General features: G+C 71.9%; 17 protein-coding genes. 10 read left to right on the top strand and 7 right to left on the bottom strand.

From position 1 onward, the window contains the following. Window positions 1-78 precede the first annotated feature (78 nt). Window positions 79-1,167, bottom strand: a complete 1,089-nt coding sequence (locus tag ACIPXC_RS13760; protein ID WP_401616604.1) for a DNA alkylation repair protein — start codon at window positions 1,165-1,167, stop codon at window positions 79-81. A gap of 378 nt (window positions 1,168-1,545) precedes the next feature. On the opposite strand from ACIPXC_RS13760, the gene ACIPXC_RS13765 reads away from it, so the two are divergent. Continuing rightward, window positions 1,546-3,096 (top strand): APC family permease, encoded by a 1,551-nt coding sequence (locus ACIPXC_RS13765; RefSeq protein ID WP_401616606.1) that lies wholly within the window; start codon window positions 1,546-1,548, stop codon window positions 3,094-3,096. Between the two features lie 96 nt (window positions 3,097-3,192). Here the strand turns inward: ACIPXC_RS13765 and ACIPXC_RS13770 are convergent, their stop codons facing one another. After that, complete coding sequence (locus ACIPXC_RS13770; protein ID WP_401616608.1) at window positions 3,193-3,531, bottom strand: XRE family transcriptional regulator; 339 nt, start codon at window positions 3,529-3,531, stop codon at window positions 3,193-3,195. A 223-nt stretch (window positions 3,532-3,754) separates the two neighbouring features. Between ACIPXC_RS13770 and ACIPXC_RS13775 the strand changes: the two genes are divergently transcribed. Beyond that, window positions 3,755-4,042 carry a hypothetical protein gene (locus ACIPXC_RS13775; protein ID WP_401616610.1) on the top strand — a complete coding sequence of 96 codons (288 nt, stop codon included), beginning with the start codon at window positions 3,755-3,757 and terminating at the stop codon, window positions 4,040-4,042. A 736-nt stretch (window positions 4,043-4,778) separates the two neighbouring features. On the opposite strand, the gene ACIPXC_RS13780 is transcribed toward ACIPXC_RS13775, so the two are convergent. Continuing rightward, window positions 4,779-6,098: a tetratricopeptide repeat protein gene (locus ACIPXC_RS13780; protein ID WP_401616612.1), complete on the bottom strand. Its 1,320-nt coding sequence runs from the start codon at window positions 6,096-6,098 to the stop codon at window positions 4,779-4,781. 173 nt (window positions 6,099-6,271) lie between these two features. On the opposite strand from ACIPXC_RS13780, the gene ACIPXC_RS13785 reads away from it, so the two are divergent. The 5 genes from ACIPXC_RS13785 to ACIPXC_RS13805 all read left to right on the top strand — a co-directional run bounded on the left by ACIPXC_RS13785 (window position 6,272) and on the right by ACIPXC_RS13805 (window position 9,622). Continuing rightward, the gene (locus ACIPXC_RS13785; RefSeq protein ID WP_401616614.1) at window positions 6,272-6,598 is read left to right on the top strand and encodes a hypothetical protein; all 327 of its coding nucleotides are present in this window, start codon (window positions 6,272-6,274) and stop codon (window positions 6,596-6,598) included. Beyond that, entirely contained in the window at window positions 6,595-6,780 is a 186-nt protein-coding gene (locus tag ACIPXC_RS13790; protein WP_401616617.1) for a hypothetical protein, read from the top strand. The genes ACIPXC_RS13785 and ACIPXC_RS13790 overlap by 4 nt, the downstream gene beginning before the upstream one ends. 89 nt (window positions 6,781-6,869) lie before the next feature. Further along, a complete protein-coding gene (locus tag ACIPXC_RS13795) occupies window positions 6,870-7,589 on the top strand; it encodes a hypothetical protein (protein WP_401616619.1) in 720 nt (239 codons plus the stop codon). A 5-nt stretch (window positions 7,590-7,594) separates the two neighbouring features. Beyond that, window positions 7,595-8,593, top strand: coding sequence for a hypothetical protein (locus ACIPXC_RS13800; RefSeq protein WP_401616622.1), 999 nt, complete (start codon window positions 7,595-7,597; stop codon window positions 8,591-8,593). Continuing rightward, window positions 8,594-9,622 carry a serine hydrolase domain-containing protein gene (locus ACIPXC_RS13805; protein ID WP_401616625.1) on the top strand — a complete coding sequence of 343 codons (1,029 nt, stop codon included), beginning with the start codon at window positions 8,594-8,596 and terminating at the stop codon, window positions 9,620-9,622. Here ACIPXC_RS13805 and ACIPXC_RS13810 read toward each other — a convergent pair. Then, a complete protein-coding gene (locus ACIPXC_RS13810; protein WP_401616628.1) occupies window positions 9,609-9,890 on the bottom strand; it encodes a DUF397 domain-containing protein in 282 nt (93 codons plus the stop codon). The two genes, ACIPXC_RS13805 and ACIPXC_RS13810, sit on opposite strands and share 14 nt — an antisense overlap. Further along, complete coding sequence (locus ACIPXC_RS13815; RefSeq protein ID WP_401616630.1) at window positions 9,887-10,723, bottom strand: Scr1 family TA system antitoxin-like transcriptional regulator; 837 nt, start codon at window positions 10,721-10,723, stop codon at window positions 9,887-9,889. Before ACIPXC_RS13815 ends, ACIPXC_RS13810 begins: the two co-directional genes overlap by 4 nt. Window positions 10,724-10,859: 136 nt before the next feature. On the opposite strand from ACIPXC_RS13815, the gene ACIPXC_RS13820 reads away from it, so the two are divergent. Beyond that, window positions 10,860-11,339 carry an ATP-binding protein gene (locus ACIPXC_RS13820; RefSeq protein ID WP_401616633.1) on the top strand — a complete coding sequence of 160 codons (480 nt, stop codon included), beginning with the start codon at window positions 10,860-10,862 and terminating at the stop codon, window positions 11,337-11,339. A gap of 52 nt (window positions 11,340-11,391) precedes the next feature. Then, a complete protein-coding gene (locus ACIPXC_RS13825) occupies window positions 11,392-15,381 on the top strand; it encodes a hypothetical protein (RefSeq protein WP_401616636.1) in 3,990 nt (1,329 codons plus the stop codon). A gap of 144 nt (window positions 15,382-15,525) precedes the next feature. Here ACIPXC_RS13825 and ACIPXC_RS13830 read toward each other — a convergent pair whose 3' ends face one another. Both ACIPXC_RS13830 and ACIPXC_RS13835 read right to left on the bottom strand, forming a co-directional pair. Further along, the gene (locus ACIPXC_RS13830) at window positions 15,526-16,386 is read right to left on the bottom strand and encodes an LLM class F420-dependent oxidoreductase (protein ID WP_401616639.1); all 861 of its coding nucleotides are present in this window, start codon (window positions 16,384-16,386) and stop codon (window positions 15,526-15,528) included. 91 nt (window positions 16,387-16,477) lie between these two features. Continuing rightward, a complete protein-coding gene (locus ACIPXC_RS13835; protein ID WP_401616785.1) occupies window positions 16,478-17,614 on the bottom strand; it encodes an ADP-ribosylglycohydrolase family protein in 1,137 nt (378 codons plus the stop codon). Between the two features lie 702 nt (window positions 17,615-18,316). Here ACIPXC_RS13835 and ACIPXC_RS13840 point away from each other — a divergent pair. Further along, window positions 18,317-19,366: a tyrosine-protein phosphatase gene (locus ACIPXC_RS13840; protein ID WP_401616642.1), complete on the top strand. Its 1,050-nt coding sequence runs from the start codon at window positions 18,317-18,319 to the stop codon at window positions 19,364-19,366. The last annotated feature ends 25 nt before the right edge of the window (window positions 19,367-19,391 follow it).

The following is a 19,391-nucleotide window of genomic DNA, read 5'->3' on the forward strand; positions in this document are numbered from 1 at the left end:
AGCGACGTAGCCCGCGGGGCGGCCCCCGGCCGGGATCCGCCCCTCCGGCTCGATGTCAGGCGGCGGTCCCAACGGTGATCATGTCGCGTCCAGTGAGAAGGCGGCCTCGCCGCGGACTCGGCCGTTGATCTGGAGCTGCACCAGGTGCTCGCCGGAGTGGTAGCGGCGGGTGGTGATCGGCTTGAACGAGTGCCGCTTGGTGCCGGCCAGGGTCTCGCCGGGCGCCAGTGGACGGGTGACGAGCTTGAACACCTTCGGGGTGCGGGTGCCGTTCGCCTTGGTGTGGTGCACGACGTAGTCGATCACCAGCTCGGCGGGGAGCGCGCCGGTGTTGGTGACCGTGTAGTCGAAGACGAGGTACTCCCCGACGGCGACGCGCGGCGTGGTGACCACCGGCCCGTGCACGGCGACCGGTACGTCCGGGGCGTGGCCGAGGAGGGTCAGCGCCTCGGGCCGGCCGGCCTTGATCAGGGTGCGCAGCCCGTGCCGTACGACGCGGTCGGTCGTGCCGACGGGCTCGGCCAGCCAGCGGGCCGCGGTCTCGACGGCGAGGCCGGGGTGGTCGCGGCTGATGTCGTTGAGGTGGTTGGAGACGGAGCGGCGCACGTATTCGGACGGGTCGCGGTGGAGGGCGTCCAGCACGGGCAGCGCCGGGCGCGGGTCGGCGACGAACGCGGGCAGCTGCGGGGCCCACGGCAGCCGGGGCCGCGTGCCCTCGCTGGCGAGGCGCCGCACGTGCGGATCCGGGTCCTCGGTCCACTTCCGTACGACGGCCAGGGCGCGGTCGGGGTCGGCGCGCAGGAAGGGCCGTACCGCGGATTCCGCGGTCAGGCGGGGGGTGAGGTCGCGCAGCAGCTCCAGTCCGGGCTCGAACGCGGCCAGCCCGCGGACGGCGACGGCCTCGTTGACGGGGAAGGTCATCCACCCCGCGAAGCCGGGCTCGGCGAGGGCGGTGCGCACGACGGCCTCGAATCCGGGCCAGTCCTCGGGGAGGTCGGCGAGGACGGCGTCGCGGATCGCGCCGACCCGGCCGCTGTACGACAGCCCGTCGAGCGCGGCCGCGCGGGCGGTCAGGGCGGGCGCGGACCGGCGCCCGCCGGCCTGCGCCAGCAGGCCGGCCAGGGTGGTGACGGTGTCCGCGCTGAGGAGTTCATCGGCTGTGGGCATGGGCCCAGTCTCACGGATCGCGCACCCGGACGAGGCATCCCCGACGACCCGCCCCCGACGGCCCGCCCCCGACAGGCCGGGCCGGGCGCCGAACCGGTGCTCGGGCTTCGGCAAACCGGTCCACATACTCCGTTACCACTGGTCACCGCAAAGTCATGAGGGAAACTTTGAAAAAGTGCAAATCGGACATGCCTGCGGTTTCCGCATCATGAAAGCCTCCTGGTCGGGCCTGCTGAATTGCGGGGTAATGCTTGAGCGAACCTTGCATTAAGTGATCGTGAATCGCCTTGGCCTCAGGATTCCAAGGCGCCGGAGGCTTTTTCCTTCCGGACTTCGATCTTCCAGATGTGGAAAACGCACCGTCTAACGTCCTGACCCATGACTCAGCTGGACGTTCGGCCTCAGGCCGGAGACACGGTAAGCGGCGTGGCCGGGGGCGTACGCGGCAAGGGACTCGGCGGCAATTCCGTCGGGCTCGTGGGCAACGCCGTCATCGGCGTGTCGACGGTCGCCCCCGTCTACTGCCTGACGGCCACACTCGGCCCCACGGTCAGCGAGGTCGGCGTCCAGATGCCGGCCATCTTCCTGGCCGGATTCATCCCCATGCTGCTGGTGGCCTTCGCCTACCGCGCCCTGAACAAGGCCGTCCCCGACTGCGGCACCTCCTTCACCTGGTCGGTCAAGGCCTTCGGCCCCCGGGTCGGCTGGATGTGCGGCTGGGGCCTGCTGGTCGCCACGGTCGTCGTGCTCTCCAACCTCGCCGGCGTGGCCACCAACTTCTTCTATCTCCTCGTGGGCGAACTGACCGGCAGCGCCGACCTCGCCGCGCTGGACGACAACAAGTTCGTCCACATCCTCACCACCCTGGTCTTCATCGCGATCGCCACCGCGATCAGCTACCGCGGCATCACCGCCACCAAGTGGGTCCAGTACATCCTGGTCGGCCTTCAGCTCACGGTGCTGGCGATGTTCGCCTACCTGGCCATCACCAAGTCCGACGAGGTCGCGGGCTCGCTCGCCTTCTCGTGGTCCTGGATGAACCCCTTCGCCGTCGAGTCGCTCGCCGCCTTCACGGCCGGTCTCTCCCTCTCGATCTTCATCTACTGGGGCTGGGACGCCTGTCTGTCCGTCAACGAGGAGAGCGTCGGCAGTGCCAAGACGCCCGGCCGCGCCGCGATGCTCGCCATGGTCGTCATCGTCGCCTCGTACCTGGTCGTCGCCATCGCCGCCCAGATGTACGCCGGTGTCGGCACCGAGGGCAACGGCCTCGGCAACGAGCAGACCGCAGACAACGTCTTCGCCACCCTCGCCGCGCCGATCATGGGCTCCGGTCTCGGAGTGCTGCTCTTCGTCGCCGTCCTGGCCTCCGCCGCCGCGAGCCTGCAGACCACCTTCATCCCGGTGGCGCGCACGGTCCTGTCGATGAGCACCTACGAAGCCCTGCCGACCTCCTTCGCCAAGGTCCACCCCCGCTTCAAGACCCCGGGCCGCGCCACCGTCATGGCGGGCGTCGCCACCGGCGTCTTCTACGCGGTGATGACACTGGTCAGCGAGAACGTCCTGATCGACACGATCTACGCCCTCGGCCTCATGATCTGCTTCTACTACTCGATCACGGCCTTCGCCTGCGTCTGGTTCTTCCGCGCGGACCTGCGCTCCTCGGTCCGCGACCTCCTCGTGAAGGGCATCCTGCCGGGCATCGGCGGCCTCATGCTCGCCGCGGTCTTCTGCCAGACGATGTACGACATGTGGGACCCGGCCTACGGCTCCGGCTCGTCGCTCTTCGGCGTGGGCAGCGTCTTCGTCATCGGAGTGGGCCTGCTCCTCCTGGGCGTGGTCATCATGCTGATCACCCAGCGCCGCAGCCCGGCCTTCTTCCGCGGCGAGGTCCTGACGAAGTCCACCCCGGCCCTGGTGGTCGAGGACTGACCTCCGAGCCGAACGCACCCGCCGAGTCATCCCCGCGGCCCCGGATCGATCCCCCCGATCCGGGGCCGCAGGTGTTCCCGGCGGCGGCCGTTCCGCCTACCCGAGGAGGTACTGCTCGTCCCCGAATTCGGCCACGATCTTGAGCTTGCCGCCGAGGGCGCGTACATACGCGGCGAGGGTCTCGACCTCGCTGCGTGCGAGCTCCCCGTTCTCGATCCGGGAGACCCGGGCCTGGGTGACTCCCATGGCCTCGGCCTGAACCTGCGTGGTGTGCTGTCGCTTGCGCACCTCGGCCAGTCGGTGTGCGCGGACGACGGCGATCATCTCGGCCGCGCCGCGGTCGATCTCCGCCCGTTCGGCGGGGGAGAAGCCGAAGTCCTCGACGACGTCCTCCCAGCGGGCGGCCCGCGCAGGGCCGTCGGGCGTCTGGGTCATGGTGTGTCCTCCTCCGATTGCGTCAGGTAATCCTCGTACGCCTTCTCGGCCCGGGGAATCGCGGACCGGTACCAGCCCTGCCAGTCGCCGGCCTTGTCTCCGCCGACGAGGAACACCGCTCGTCGCAGCGGGTCGGTGGGGGTGGATGAAGGGGAGTCACTCCAAAGAGGTGGGCGGGTGGTGACCCTGGGGCGGCGGGGTCGTTGGGACGGGCATGACTGCCATGAAGCGCACCCTTGCCGCCCTGGTCCTGTCCGGGGGCGCCGCCCTCGCGCTCGTTCCCGCCGCGCACGCCGCCGACGAGCCGTCCGCGGCGACCGGGGCGGCGCCGCTCGTCGGCCGCGTAGTCGAGATCGCCGACCACCCCGCGCAGACCGTCCAGGACACCAAGACGGCGGTCGCGGTGACCCAGGGCGCGGTCGGCTCCGCCGCGAAGGCGACCGACAGCTCACTCGGGGGTGCGGGGTCGGCCCTGGACGCCGGGCTGCCGAAGACCCCGAAGGTCGGCTGAGCCCGGCCCGCGGCCCCGGCGAGGGCGCAGGCCGCGTTCAGGCCAGGGGTGACTATCAGCCAGATAGGGGCTGAGCTGGGTAAATGCGTTTTCCGGGGCGGGTGGTACGGCCTAGGATCGATTCCGCTGACGGCCCCGGACCAGCCGCGCATGCCGCTGCTCGGGGGGAGCGACAGGCCTCGTCGCCGGTCCCGCAGGGCCGTTCAGCCCTTTCCGTCCTTCCCGCGCTTCCTGCGTGATCGCGGGCGGCCCGACCCGCCCGCGATCAGGCGGACGCGCGGTGCAGGCTGCGGGGGCCCCAGGGGTCTGGTTGTCGACCCGGACCCTGATCCACGTCGTGAAGACTTCCAGGGTGCCCAGGGCCTCCTGGCAGGCGGCGTGCTGTTCGTCGGTGAAGTCCAGCGGGGTGGAGGGCGGGTACCTGTTCATGAGGGCGGTGGCCTGGTCCCGCTGCTGCAACAGGTCTCGCGCCAGGGCCTGAGCCTTGGTGGTCCTCTGTCGCCGTCGTGTACGTCCTGGTCTGTGTAGCTCATACGGATTCCTCATTGAGCCGATTGGACGAGCACACAGCGCAATCGTGGGGATCCGGTGTGTTTGATCTTCAAGGCTTCGAAAAGCCCCTCCGGTTGACGCCATAAGTCTCTGAACAGCGCTGTTGCGGTGTCAGGTTGAGGGGGACCTGCACTCTTGCTGGTGGGTGCACCGAGCCGTGGGATCTCCCCGGAGGGTGATGTTGTCAGCCGTCGATGCGGGCGGCCCGCTCTCGGAGGTCCTGGGCCTGGGGCAGTCCTTGGAAGCGCCGGAGCCGTACGCGCATGTCCCGCAGGGCGGCCTGCACCTTCACCGACTGGATGCCGTCGGCGCAGTCTAGGAAGTCCGCCCAGGTGGCCAGTGCGCCGTCTACGTTGCCTTGGCGTAGGCGGACGCCGCCGAGGTCGGCCAGGACGATGGCGCGGGTGCGGCGCCGGTCCACGCCGTGGATCTCCAGAGCGAGGTGGAGGTTTTCCTCGGCGGCGTCGAGGTCGCCGAGTCGGGAGAGGATCATCCCGGATTCGTGGGCCCACCGGCCGGGCGAGTAGTGGGCCGCCCAGGACTCGCCGCCGGTCGCGGTCGGCTTGCCGATCGCGGTCTCGGACAGTCCCAGGTGCTGGGTGGCCGTCCTGCGGTCGTCGTCCTGGGCTGCGGCGTTGGCGAGGGTGGCCTCGTAGTAGGCGACGGCGCGGCCGTTGCCTACGTGGCGGCCGTACTCGACGCAGGCTTCACCGAGCTGGACGGCCTCAGCCCGGTAGCCCAGCTCGACGCACTGCACCGCAAGTCCCCGCAGGGCAGTGGCGGACAGTTCGGGGTCCCCGGCCTCTGCGGCAAGACGATAGGCGTGCGCGTAGTAGCCCTGGGCGAGCCCGCGCAACTGTGGGGTGTCGCCCTCGTCCTGAGCCATCCACCCGGCCAGGTGGACGAGCTGGGAGACAGCGGCGTACAGCTCACGGCCGGTGGCCTCTGTGAACCGGCCGTTCAGCCAAGGGCCCACGTCTTCGGTGAGGTAGCGCACGGCCAGGTGACGGGCATGGCCGCCGCCGAGTTCGGAGGCGGAGTCGCCCAGGGACTTGACCATCTGCCTGACGGCGGCGACTTCGCCCTTGCCAACACGGACCGCGCCGGCTGAGGCGCCGCTGGTGCGGCGGAGGATGCTCTCGGGGTCGGGAAGACCGAGGGCCGCCAAGGCGTATCCGCTGGACGCGGTGATGAAGTTCCGGCGGTCCACATCGCTCCTTCCCAGTATCAGCACTGATGCCACGGTATCCGCGAGGAGTTCGCCGGGGACGGTCTCCGCGAGGTTGATCGCGTTCGGATCCAGGCTGAGGACTTGTGCGATATACGGCCACCAGTGATCCGGGGTCCGTTCGCCTTCCATCCACCGGCGGGCGTGCTGGCGTTGTAACCGGCGCGGGTTCCCGGACTCCGCCATGCCCAGGGCGCGGGCGAGATCCGTCGGCCCCCACCCCTTGGCCTCGCACGCCAGTCTGATCAGTTCCGCGACGGCCGGATTTTTCGGCACCCGTCACCCTCCCCACCTGGATTACGCGGGATTACGCAGGACTACATCGTGGGCTCTGTCCCAGGGCCACGGATCGCCGTTGACTGAACATCACCCGCACAAACCTCGATTGGCCAAGAACGGCCCTGTTCAGGGCCTGTTTGAGGCTGCCCGGATGCGAAAGGAAAACAACGGTGGCAACTCCCGCTCCCGCCCCCAGCGCCCGCGAGACCGTCCCGCTCCAGCAGGACGAGGAGGTGTTGACCGACACTGCGGCCGGCGAAGTGTCCTGCGACACCCTGCCGTTCGTCTCCCACGTCGCGCCGATCGCCCGGGACCTCCTCTACGACCGGACCCGCGACGAGATGCTGCTGCCGGTCGAGGTCCGCTTCCGCGACGGCACCCACCTCCCCACGGTGATGCGGGTGGACCCGGGCCGGGTGGAACTCCTCAGCATCCAGCTCGCCCAGGCCATCGACCAGCGGCAGAAGGAACTCGACGCCAGGGCGAAGGGCCTGTGAACCGCATCGCCTTATCCGACCCGCTGGAGACCGTCCTGTCGTGGGTGTGGGCGCTCGGCACGGCCGCCGGGCTCACCGTGCTCGGCCTGATCGCCCACAGCGAGCACGACACCGGCCACACCCTCACGGCGGCGCCCGCGCTCAGCGCCGACGACGCCGACCCCGACGAGGGCGGCCTGTAGACCGCTCCGGCCCTCAGCCTGCCCCTCGTGCGCCGGGGGCCGGAGCCACCATCCCGAACGACCTCACCCCCTCACCCTGGGAGGTTCCCGTGCGACCCACCATCCCCGCCACGGCGGCGGACATCCGGCTCACCACGGGCTACTACCTCGACCCCGACGACCTCGGCGACTACATCACCGCCCTCCTGGCCCGCTGCACCACCGTCTTCGACGTCAAGCCGCTGATGATCGCCGACCTGGACGACCCGGCCGCCAGCGGCGCCGGCGCCGACCGGGGCGGACGCATCCACCCCGGCGCCCTCATCGAGGGCGACGTGATCGTGCAGGCCGGCGCCCGCATCGAGAAGGGCGCCATGGTGACGGGCCCGGCCCTGATCTGCACCGGCTCCGTCATCTCCGCCGGAGCCCTGATCCGCGAGCACACCGTGATCGGCCCCGGCTGCCGGATCGGCTTCAACGCCGAGATCACCCGCAGCCTCCTGGCCGGACACATCTTCGCCAAGCACGCCTGCTTCATCGGGGACTCGCTCGTCGGCCGCCGGGTCAACTTCGGCTCCTTCTCCTCCACCACCGGCCTGCGATGCGACGGCGGACCGGTCGCCGAACCGGCCATAGAGGAGATCACCGTCACCCTCGACGGACAGCGGATCGGCACCGGGCAGACCAAGTTCGGGGCCGTCGTCGGCGACGAGGTCACCCTCCCCGCCGGCACCTCCCTGTCCCCGGGCACGCTGATCGGCCCCGGCACCACCCTGTACCCGCGCAACCAGGTCGGCGGCTTCCTGCCCGCCGGAACCCGGGTGAGGTGACTGCCATGACCACCTCGAACGCCCTCGTGAAGGTCATTGGCGGCACCCGCCTTGCGGGCCGCTACCGGGTGCAGGGCAGCAAGAACATCGCCCTGCACCTCTACGCCGCCACCGTCCTCGCGGATGCCCCGGTGACACTGCACAACGCGCCCGACATCGTGGACTCCGGGGTGTGCGCCCGTATCCTCCAGCACACCGGCATGGGCGCCGACTTCGACGGCACCACCTTCACCACCATGCTGCTGGCCGCCCGCGCCGAGGGAACCTCCCTGATCACCAGCCCCAGCATCGAACCCGAGGTCACCGAGACCGCCCGTTTCCTGTCGGCCCGCGGCGTCGGCATCGTCTTCGACGGGCAGAGCCTGCTCGTCACCGGGACCGACTACATCGGCGGCGGGGAGTTCACCGTGGCCGGGGACCGCATCGAGGCCGCGACCGTGGCCATGGCCACCGCCGCGACTCGCGGCACGGTCACCCTGGACGGGATCGCCCTGGCCGACCTCCCCGACGGCCTGACCGGACCGCTGACAGCCGCCGGGCTCACCCTCACCCCGCCTGCGGACCGTGCCACCGGACACCTTCCGGCGGTCGAAGCCGTCGCCGGGCCGCTGACGGCGGTCGAGACGCGGACCGGCCCGCACCCGGGCCTGCCCACCGACACCGCACCCCAGCTCGCCGCGATGCTCACCCAGGCCACAGGCACCTCCCTGATCCGGGAGCGGATCTACCCCCAGCGCGACACCCACGCCGAACCGCTGCGGGCCTTCGGCGCGAGGGTCCGCTCCACCGGCAATCTCATCCGCGTCCGTGGCGGCAAGCCGCTGCGGGCGGCCGACGTGGAGGCCGCCGACATCCGGGCCGTGACCGCCCTGGTGCTCGCCGCCCTGGCCGCCGACGGGACCTCTACGATCCGGGGCCTGCACCATCTCCGGCGCGGCTACGGTCACTTGCTCGACGGCCTGGCCACGCTGGGGGCTGACATCACAGTCGAACCGGAGGTCTAAATGAGCGCCGTACCGTTCACCCATGCCGACACCACCCTGCTGTCCGACGGCCTGAACCAGGTCGTCGCCGACGGCGCGACCCCGGGCGGGTTCCTGGTGTCCGGTACGGCCTCCGGCGACCGGACCACAGTCGCGGCCGGGGTGATCTCCCCGGAGACCCACAACGAGGCGCCCGACGACCGCACTGTGTACGACATCGCCTCGCTGACGAAGGTCGTCGCAACCTGGCCGCTAATCGGCCGGGCCCTGCACGCCGGCTTCCTCGACCTGGACACCCCCGTCCGGGACTTCCTCCCGGCGGTGGACGGGCCGGCTCCCAGCGTTGAGCCCACCGTCCGCCAGCTGCTGGCCCACACTTCCGGGCTGCGCGCCTCCACCCGCCTAGACCACTACGTGGACCGCACCGAACTGCTGCACGAGCTGATCCTGCGCGAGCCGCTGGAAACCGTCCCCGGCCCCCACAAGTACATCAACAGGGGCTTCATCCTCCTCGGACTCGCCCTCGCACACGTCCACCAGCGGCCCCTGGACGAGCTGGCCGCCGACATGTGGGACGAGTTCCACATGAACGCCACCACGTACGGGCCGATCACCCCCAATCCGTGGGTCGCCCCGACCGAGGCCCGGCCCGGCGCGGACCGCCTGTGGGGGTCTGTGCACGACGAGAACGCCGCCACCATGGGTGGCGTCGCCGGGCACGCCGGTGCCTTCGCTTCGGCCGGGAACCTGGCCGCCTACGCCGAAGCCCTTCTCAGCGCGGCCCCCACCAGCCCGCTCGGGAACTGGCTCACGGCCAGCATGAAGCCACAGGCCGAGATCGAGCCGGGCCTGTCCCGGGGTCTGGGCTGGATCCTCGCCGCAGGCGGCACGGTCTCCTACCACCACGGCTTCACCGGCACGAGCCTCTACCTCGCCCCCGCAACCGGCCGGTACATCGTCCTGGCAACCAACGCCGTGCACAACGGCGCTGCCCGCACGCGGCTCGCCCCGCTGCGCGAGTCGATCCTCAAGACGATCACCACAACCTGACCGGAGGCCCCGGTGTGGGTGAACTGCTGGCCGTGAGCCCGCCCAGGAAGGCGGTCCAGACGCCGGGGGTGACGGCCAGCTCGGGGCCGGCCGTCACCTTGGAGTCCCGGACGTGCACGGCATCGGGGCAGGCGGCGACCTCGACGCAGTCGTCGCCGTCACCGCTGCTGTACGTGGACTTGTGCCAGGAGAGGGCGACCTCGACGCAGTTGTCGCCGTCGCCGCTGCTGTAACTGCTCTTGAACCACCGGAGTCGGGAGTTCTTCACAGGGATCCTCGCCTTCGCATCAACAGGCCGACGGTGTCCGCCGGATTGAGGGCCTGGATGCGAAGTTTGGCATACCGGAGGTGGAGGAGACTGAGGTCCTTCGGGTCGGACAGCACCCGGCCCGACTGCTGTCCCTCGCTGTATCCCACCCATTCGTGGTCCTGGGTTTCGAGGAGGCAGAAAGGCCCACCGAGTCCTGCGTGTTCGGGGCTGACCAGCGGCATGATCTGCAGGTCCACGTTCGGCAGTCGGCCGCACTCCAGCAGGTGGTCGATCAGCTGGCGGCTCACCTCCGGTCCACCGGTCTGCCGCAGGATCACCGCCTCGTCGATGATGAAGCTGAAGACGGTGTAGGGGGTGCGGGAGAGCAGTTGCTGGCGCTCCAGTCGGGCCGTGATGCGCTCCTCGACCTCTTCGAAGGTGGGCGGCGGCAGGACGTCGTCCACCAGCGCGCGGGCGTACGACTCCGGTTGGAGCAGACCCGGCACGGACCGGCACTCGTAGGTGTTGAGGATGACGGCGCCCTCCTCCAGCTCCGCCCACCGCCGGAACCACGTCGCCAGCCCGCGCCGCCGGGTCAGCTGCCTCGCCGCGATGTCGATGACGCCGAAGGTGTCCAGGACCGCCTCGGTCTTGGACACGAACTTCTGCGACGGGTGGCGGCGGCCCTGCTCCACCGAGCCGACGTACTGGACCGAGTACCCGATCAGCGAGGCCAGCTGCTCCTGGGTCAGGCCGGCGCGTTTGCGGGAGGCCTTGACCGTCTCGCCGAAGCTGCGCAGGTTGTCGTCCGGCTCGACCTCGCCGTCGCCGTTGTCGTCGGCACTCACCATGGCGGTCACCTCCCCGATCCCCGACAGCAGACTCACGCACCGTGACCGCGCCTGTCCAGGGAGTGCACTCGTACAGTTGGTTTGTACGAGTCCGGGTGGTGTTGAACGAGCCTGGTCGGGCGGGATGTTGGCGCCCATGACCGCACCTTCCGGCCGCGCCCGGACCCTCGTACGCGTGTTCACCCAGCGTTTCACCAGCACCCGCCGCGGGGCCCGGCTGGCCCGACAGCTGGCCCTCGTCGAGCTCGACGCGTGGGGCTTCCCCGAATCCACCGCCCTGTCCGCCGACACCGGCCTCCTCGTGGCCGAGCTCGCCGCCAACGCCGTCCGGCACGGCCGCGTCCCGGGACGGGACTTCGAGCTGAAGCTGACCCTCCTGGAGGACTTCCTGCGCATCGAGGTCTCCGACGCCCGCCGGGACCGCCGCCCGGCGGTGCAGCCGCATGCGTACGGGGCGGAGTCCGGCTACGGCCTGCGCATCGTGGACGCCGTCGCCGCTGCTTGGGGCGTCACGGACCGCGTCGTCGGCAAGACGGTCTGGGCCGAGCTGGCCCGGCGACGCCCCCCTGCGGAGTCCCTCCGGCGGGCGGATAGGCTCCGCCTGCCCGTCGTGTGAGGGACACAGGACGAGGACCTGCTGAGCTGGGGGCTCCATGAGATTGCTGCCGATGGGCAGAAGAGCGCGCGAGAGACGGGGGAGGGGCAGGGCCGCGGTCGCTTCCGGGGCCCTGCTGCTCTCCGTACTGGCATCGTTCACCGGCCAGACAAGCGCCGCCGCGGCGACGCAGCCGCCCGCCACCACGGCCGCCACCGCCTCACCGCAGTCCGGCGCGTCCGTCGAGTCCGTCGCCACCGCCCCCGAGGCGGGCCCCACGGCCACCGCGCCGAAGAAGGATCCGGCGGCCGAGCGCGAGACCGTCCTGAGCTCGCTCCAGCAGAGCGGCCAGGCCACCGGCGCCTGCCCGACGGCCCTGCAGCCGAGCACGATCGTCAACTGTGCGGTCGAGGCCAACACGACGGCGTCCTTCTCCTTCACGGTGCCCGCACCGGACGTGGTCGTCCTGCAGCTCGCCACCTCGCCCGGCATCATCCGGCCCAAGCTGGTGTCGCCCACGGGCGCCACCGTGACCTGCGAGCACGTACGCGGCCCCGGGGACTACGCCTACGGGGCGGTCCGCTGCCCCGCCGCCCAGGCGGGCACCTACACGATGAAGGTCGTGAACAGCACGGGTTCGCAGACCTCGATCTGGACCTCGTACCTGCCGCTGGCCTCGTCCACGACCTGCACCACCGTCGCTCCCGCCGACCGCAGGCTCGGCGCGCCCAAGGTGTTCCAGGGCTCGCTGCCGGCCGGTTCGGCGGGTGACTGCTACGCGCTGGACCTGGCCGCGAACGACGTACTGCGCAGCTACTCCTCCTCGAAGCAGGTCCACCACAGCGTCTACGACGCGACCGGCAAGCAGATCTGCGCCAGTGCCTACGACTGGCTGAACACCGAGAGCGCCGCGCTCGACTGCAAGCTCACCGGAACCGCGCCGTTCCGGATGATGACCGTCCGCTCGGACGGTGCGAGCCAGCCGTCCTACGACCTGACCCTGGCCCGCCTCTCCCGGCCCGAGGGCTGCGCGCTGGTGGAGCCGCAGGCGTTCGGGGTCTCCCCGGACCTGACCGCCACCGCACGCTGCCGGACCCTTCGGGTCGCCCAGCCCGCCTGGCACTCCTTCGGCCCCGTCGCCTCCGGTCCGGCCCCTGCCGGAACGCTGTACGACGCGGCCGGCGCCGCGATACCCGGAGTCTGCCAGTACGGCGCGTGCGACCTGCCCGCCGGGGACCACACGTGGGCGGCCACCCCCCGGGCCGAGGCCCCCACCGCCTTCGGCATGGCCTTCCACTCCGCCAAGGAGACCCGGGGCTGCACCGCCACCCACGACAACGGTCTCGTCGCCGGGGCGGCGACCGGCACCTTCGGCGGCCCCGGGCAGAAGCTGTGCCTGAGCCTGCCGACCGCCTCGGGCAAGGGCGTGTACCTGCTGGACCGGACGCCCGCCGGCGGGAAGACCGTCGGCGCGGTGGTGTACGACGCGGCCGGCCTCAAGCAGTGCGAGTACTCCGGCTACTACCCCGTCTGCAAGCTGACCGGTACGGCGCCCTTCCGGGCCGTCCTGACCGGCACTCCGGCACAGGCCTACGGCCTGGCGGTCCACCGGACCGGTGAACCCGCGGGATGCGCGTCCTGGCCGCGGACCGGCTTCGACGGATCGGCCGGAGCGGAGGTCTCGCTGACCGCCGGCAGCCGGCAGTCCTGCCTGAGCCTGCCCGCCGGCCAGCACTCGCCCGCCGAGGTGCTGGCCTACTCCCAGCCCGTCGGCGGGGAGGGAGCGACCTTCTACGTCGCCGACCCCGCGGGCAACGTCGCGTGCCTCGGCGGCGCCGTCCTGCCGTGCCCCCTGACCGCCGGCACCCCGTACACGGTGATGCTGGTCGGCGGGGTCAGCACCTACAAGCTGGCACGGCGTGACGTCTCCGCGGCGGCGAACTGCACCGCCCCGGTCTCGACGAAGGTCGGCGGCCAGGCCGTGCCCTTCGACCTGACCTCGCCGCTCGACGCGCGCTGCGTGCGGATCACCGGCGCCACCACCGACAAGTTCTGGCTGAGCGCCCGGACGGCCGGCGTCAGGGACGCCCCCTCGGCGACGCTGCAGGTGGTCGACTCCGGCGGCAGGTTCCTGTGCCGGCAGTACGCCGTCGCCTGCCGGGTCACCGGATCCACGTCGTACGTCGCGATCGTCCACACCCAGAACCACGCGGGCAAGCCGGTCCACGCCGACGTGGACACCTGGAAGGTCGGCACGTCCGCGGGCTGGGTGCCCGAGTGCACCGCGAACCGGATCTCGGCGGCGGACGGCTTCCCCGAGCGCAGCGGAGTGCTGACGCAGGCCTCGACCGCCTACTGCGCGGTCGTCGACATGAAGCCCTCGCAGAGTTTCGGCGTGACCGGACACAGCATGTCCAACGACCTCGCCAGCTACGCCACCCCCGAACTGAGCCTGCTCGGCGCCCAGGGATGGGAAGGCTCCGGTACCTCGTCCGGGTACCGGTGCGAGGGCGGGTTCAGCACCCGGTGCTCGGCCGAGAGCGGCGCGAAGGCGGGCCAGGCCGTGCTGATGCTGAGCGCGGCCAGGACCGTCCTGCCGGTCGAGTTCACCATGCGGGGATCCTGCATCACGGTGTGCAGCGGGCCGCAGCAGCCGGCCCCGTGGGTGACCTCCATCAGCCCGGCGACCGGGCCCGCCGGGACGTGGAACCAGGCGGTCCTCCACGGAGTGGACCTCACCCTCACCTCCGACCTCATGCTGATGCCCAGCGGCTCGAAGTACGAAGACGGTCCCGCCCTCAAGCCGCTCTCCGTCAGCCCGGACGGGACCTCGATGAAGGTGCTGGTCGACACGACCGGCCTGCAGCCCGGCCTGTACGACGTGGGCCTCTACATCGGGCACCGGATCACCAAGGCGTACACGGTGACGGCGCCGACGACCGCCACCGAGAGCCGGTTCGTGCCGCACGGCCCCGCGCGGTTCCTGGACACCCGTGACGGTACGGGTGCGAAGAAGCAGCGGGTCGGTCCGGGCGGGGTCGTCACCCTGCAGGTCGCGGGCGTCAAGGGCATTCCGGCGACTGGGGTCACCGCCGTGGTCATGAACGTGACCGCGGTCCAGCCGACCGAGGCGGGACACGTGATGGTCTACCCGAACGGGCAGCCCAGGCCCTCGGTGTCGAACCTCAACTTCTCGCCGGGGCAGATCGTGCCGAACCTGGTGACGGTGCCGGTGCTGAACGGCAAGGTCGACCTGCGCAACAACGCGGGGTCGGTGGACCTGATCGCCGACGTCACCGGCTACTACACGGACAAGGCCGGGGCCGGCTCCGCGCTGAACCCGGTCACGCCCGCGCGGTTCCTGGACACCCGTGACGGTACGGGTGCGAAGAAGCAGCGGGTCGGTCCGGGCGGGGTCGTCACCCTGCAGGTGGCCGGTGTGAAGGGCGTCCCGGCGAGCGGGGTCACGGCCGTGGTCATGAACGTGACCGCGGTCCAGCCGACCGAGGCGGGACATGTGACGGTCTATCCGAACGGCCAGGCCGCACCGGGTGTGTCGAACCTCAACTTCACGCCCGGACAGATCGTCCCCAACCTGGTGACGGTGCCGGTCGTGAACGGCAAGGTCGACCTGCGCAACAACTCCGGTTCGGTGGACCTGATCGCCGACGTCACCGGCTACTACGCGGCCGAGGGCTCGGCCTTCTCGGCCGGTGCGCCGACCCGGCTCCTCGACACCCGTGACGGGACCGGCGCCCGCGCCGGAGCCGTCCGCGGGGGCAGCATCGTCAGTCTGCAGGTGGCCGGCGTCGAGGGTGTGCCGCTCACCGGGGTGACCGCGGTGGTCCTGAACGTCACCGTCACCAACCCGACGGAGGCGAGCCACCTGATCGTCCACCCGCACGGGACCGGACGGCCGGGCGTCTCGAACCTCAACTTCACGGCCGGGCAGACCGTCTCCAACCTGGTGGTCGTCCCCGTCGTCGACGGCCGGGTGACGTTCTTCAACAACTCCGGCTCCACCGACGTGATCGCCGACCTGAACGGCTGGTTCACGGCCTGAGGATCCCGCGGAATTGAACCGGGGCCCGTCCGATCGCACGATCGGACGGGCCCCGCCGCGTTCGGCCGCCCTCCTTTGGGCCCTGCCGCGTGCCGTGCGGCCCCAGCCTGTGCGGGGGGACACGCCGTCCGGCCGGGCGGCAGGTCAGAGGTACCGGGCGAGGTCGTCCAGGGCGCGGAGGATGTCCGGCTCGGGGGCCGAGGGGAGCTGGAGGACGACCTCCTCGATGCCCAGGTCGGCGTAGTGCGCGAGTTTGCCCGGGCTGGGGTGGACCGCGTACGGGAGGATTTGGAGGGACTTCGGGTCGCGCCCGGCGGTCTCCCAGACCTGGCGCAGTACGGGGAGGGACTCGGTGAGGCCGCCTCCGCCGATCGGGAGCCAGCCGTCGGCGTGGTCGGCGACGGCGGCGAACAGCTTCGGGCCGGCCGCGCCGCCGATCAGGGTGCGGGGGCCGTGCAGGAGGGAGCCGGGGCCGAGTTCGCGCGGGGCCTGGGCCGGCTTCGGATGGGCGCTGCTGGCCCGGACGGAGCAGAACTGGCCCACGTACGCCGTCGGCTCGGGGGCCCACAGGGCGCGCATCAGGGCCATCCGGTCGCGGACCAGGTCGCGGCGCGTGCGCCACTCGACTCCGTGGTCGGCGGCCTCCTCCACGTTCCAGCCGTAGCCGACGCCCAGGGTGAAACGGCCGCCGGAGAGGTGGTCGAGGGTCGCGACCTGCTTCGCCAGGGCGATCGGGTCGTGCTGGGAGACCAGGGTGATGCCGGTGCCGAGCCGCAGCCGTTCGGTGACCGCGGCGGCCTGGCCGAGGGCGACGAAGGGGTCCAGGGTGCGCCCGTACATGTCGGGGAGTTCGCCGCCCATGGGGGCGGGGGTCTCGCGGGCTACCGGGATGTGCGTGTGTTCCGGCAGGTAGAGGCCCGAGAATCCGCGCTCCTCCAGGGCGCGGGCGAGACGGACGGGGGAGACGGAGCGGTCGGTGAGGAAGACGGTCGTGGCGATCCGCATGGGCGCTGGCACCTCCAGGACGTGGGAACGCCACGGTACGGGCTGAGCCCCCGATTGTTGAGTGGGCGTCAGTTCCCGGGTGGGGTGCCGGTCAGCCGCGGGGGTAGCGGGCCAGCCAGCCGGGGGCGGAGGCGGCGGCGGAGGCCGAGGGGCCGTGCAGGGCCGGGCCCTGGGTCATCTCCAGGGCGAAGTCGTCGCACAGTTCCAGGAGCGTGGCGCGGCCCTCCAGCTCCGCGAGCCAGGCGGGCGGGAGCGCCGTCTCACCGTGGAGCGCGCCGAGCAGGGCCCCGCACAGGGCGCCGGCGGCGACGGAGTCGCCGCCGTGGTTGACGGCGAGGCGCAGGCCGTGGGCGATGTCCTCGGCGACCAGGGCGCAGTAGACGGCGACGGCGAGGGCGTGCGTGGCGTCGCGGGCCTCGGGCGCGGCGTCGCCGGGGGAGAGCGCTGCGACGGCGTCGGGGCCGGGCGGGCCCTGGGTGACGGCCGAGGTGGCACGCTGGAGGGCGTCGGTGACGGGCTGGTGGCCGGGGCGGGCGCCCAGCAGTCCCAGCGTGCGCTGGACGGCGGCGTCGAGGGAGTCGCCGCGGATCAGGCCGTGGACGATGACGGCGAGGGCGCCGGCCGAGAGGTGGGCGGTGGGATGGCCGTGGCTCTGCGCGGCGCACTCGACGGTGAGCTGGAGGACGAGGGCGGGCTCCCAGCCGACCAGCAGGCCGAAGGGGGCCGAGCGGGCGGCCGCGGCCGCGCCGCGGGCGGCCGGGTTCTTGGGCCGGTCGAGGGTGGCGAGGACGTCGTCGCCGAAGCCGGTCAGGCAGGCGCGATCGGGGTCGCGGCGGGCGTAGAGCCATTCCTCCTGCGCGAGCCAGCCGTTGTCCTCGCGGCGCTCGTCGGGGCCCCAGTCGTGCTGGGTCGCCGCCCAGCGGCGGTACGCGCGGTGCACGTCGGTCGGCGGGTGCCAGGCGCCGGTATCCCGGCGCACGTGGGCCCGGATCAGCCCGTCCACGGTGAAGAGGGTGAGCTGGGTGGCGGCGGTGACCCGGCCGCGGCGGCCGTGGGCGGCTGCGGGGCCGGTCAGGCCGTCGGGGCCGTGGGCCGCGCGGATCGCGTCGAGGGAGAGACCGGCGAGGGGCGCGCCGAGGGCGTCGCCGAGGGCCGCGCCGAGGAGCGTGCCGCGGATGCGGCTGCGGAAGTCCTGCTGCTCGATCCGCCCCCAGAGCCCGGTGACGATCCCCCTGCCGAGTGTCCTGCCTCCGGCGGGGGCGGCGGGGGTGGCGGCGGCGCCCGCCGGGCTCGCCGCCCGGCTCCCTCCCCCCTGCCCTCCGGCCGGGTCGGGGCCGCCGTGCGGGGCCGCCGTGGCGGTGCCGCCCGCCGGGTCGGGGGCCGTCGGTGGGGCCGCCGGGGCGTGGCCGCGCGCCGGGGCGGGATCACCCGTACCGACTGCCGGGGCCTGGCCTCCGGCCGGGGCGGCGGTGCTGTGCGGGGCCGCCGTGCGGGTGGCGTCCGCCGGGCTCGGGCCCGCTGTTCCGGCGGGCGGGCCGGGAACGTTCGTACCGGCCGCGGGGGTGGCGGAGTCCTGCGGTGCTGCGGCCCGGGCGGGAGGGAATCCCCGAGGCAGGGGGTTCGGGGGCACCGGGCCCGAGGCCGTGCCCTCGCCGTCGTCCGTATCGATCACGTCGTCCACCCCCGGCACCGCGCCCCCCGCTGACCTGTATCCGCCGCGCATGCGAAACCCGCACTGTAGTGGACAGCATCGATCGAAACCGGAAGCGGTACGCCAAGAGGCTCCTGAACGAGCAGAGATCGGCCGGAAATCGAATACTTCCTGCCGCGTCCCGCCTGGTGGCACGTTTTGCCACTTGTCTTCGGGGTGGTCGGTTCCGGCCACACCGCGTTCATCGGACGTTCTCGACGGCCGCCGAGCCTCGACGCCATGAAGAAGGCTCTCCTCGCCGCGACCGTCGTCGCCTCCGCGCTCACCGCCACCCTGATCACGGCCCCCGCCGCCCACGCCGGCCACCGCTCCGCCATCCCCTTCACCGAGGCTACGGTCACCGCCGCGGCCGACGGCTCCTTCACCCTGAAATGGAAGGCACAGGGTGCCGGGCGGGTCGAGATCAAGGCGAACGGCAAGGTCGTCGCCAAGGGCGGCGCCCGGGGACAGGCCGTGGTCACGGGCCTGCCCGCCGCCGACCGCCAGTGGTTCGACTTCAAGCCGCAGCACGGCCGGGGCCTGCGCCTCGCCGACCGACTGATCAAGCTGGACGGCACCGCCAACTTCCGTGACGCCGGCGGCTACCGCACCGGCACCGGCCAGTGGGTGAGGATGGGCGAGGTCTACCGCTCCGACGCCCTCGACAAGCTGACCTCCGAAGACCTCGCCAAGCTGCAGCGCCTGCGCGTCAGGACCGTCTTCGACCTGCGCATGCAGGACGAGCGCACCAAGGACGCCGACAAGGTCCCCGCAGGCGCCGCCTACGTCGTCGCCGACGTCTTCGCGGGCTCCGGCTCCTTTCAGACCATGCCCCGCACCCCCGAGGAGGCGGTCGAGGCCATGATTGACGCCGAACGGGCCATGGTCTCCGGCGAGGGCGGCAAGAAGGCGTACGCGCAGGTCCTCGACGGCATCGAGCGCGACCGCGCCCGCTCCGTCCTCTTCCACTGCACCGCCGGCAAGGACCGCACCGGCTGGGCGGGTGCGGCCCTGCTGACCGCCCTCGGGGTGCCCCGCGAGACCGTCGAGGCCGACTACCTGGCCAGCAACGACTACCGCAGGGCCGCCAACGACGCGATCCTCTCCCACCTGCCCGCCCAGCAGGCGGCCGTCTACAAGCCGCTGCTCGACGTGCGCCCCGAGTACCTGAACGCCGGCTACGAAGAGGTCGAGGACAGGTACGGCTCCTTCGACCGCTACCTGAGGGACGGCCTCGGCATCGACGCCCGCGAGCTGAAGCAGCTCAAGAAGGACCTGCTCGTCGGCTGACGACGACGGAGAGGGGCCCGGATCC

Source organism: Streptomyces sp. NPDC090021, assembly GCF_044748225.1.
In the GTDB taxonomy this organism is placed as follows: domain Bacteria; phylum Actinomycetota; class Actinomycetes; order Streptomycetales; family Streptomycetaceae; genus Streptomyces.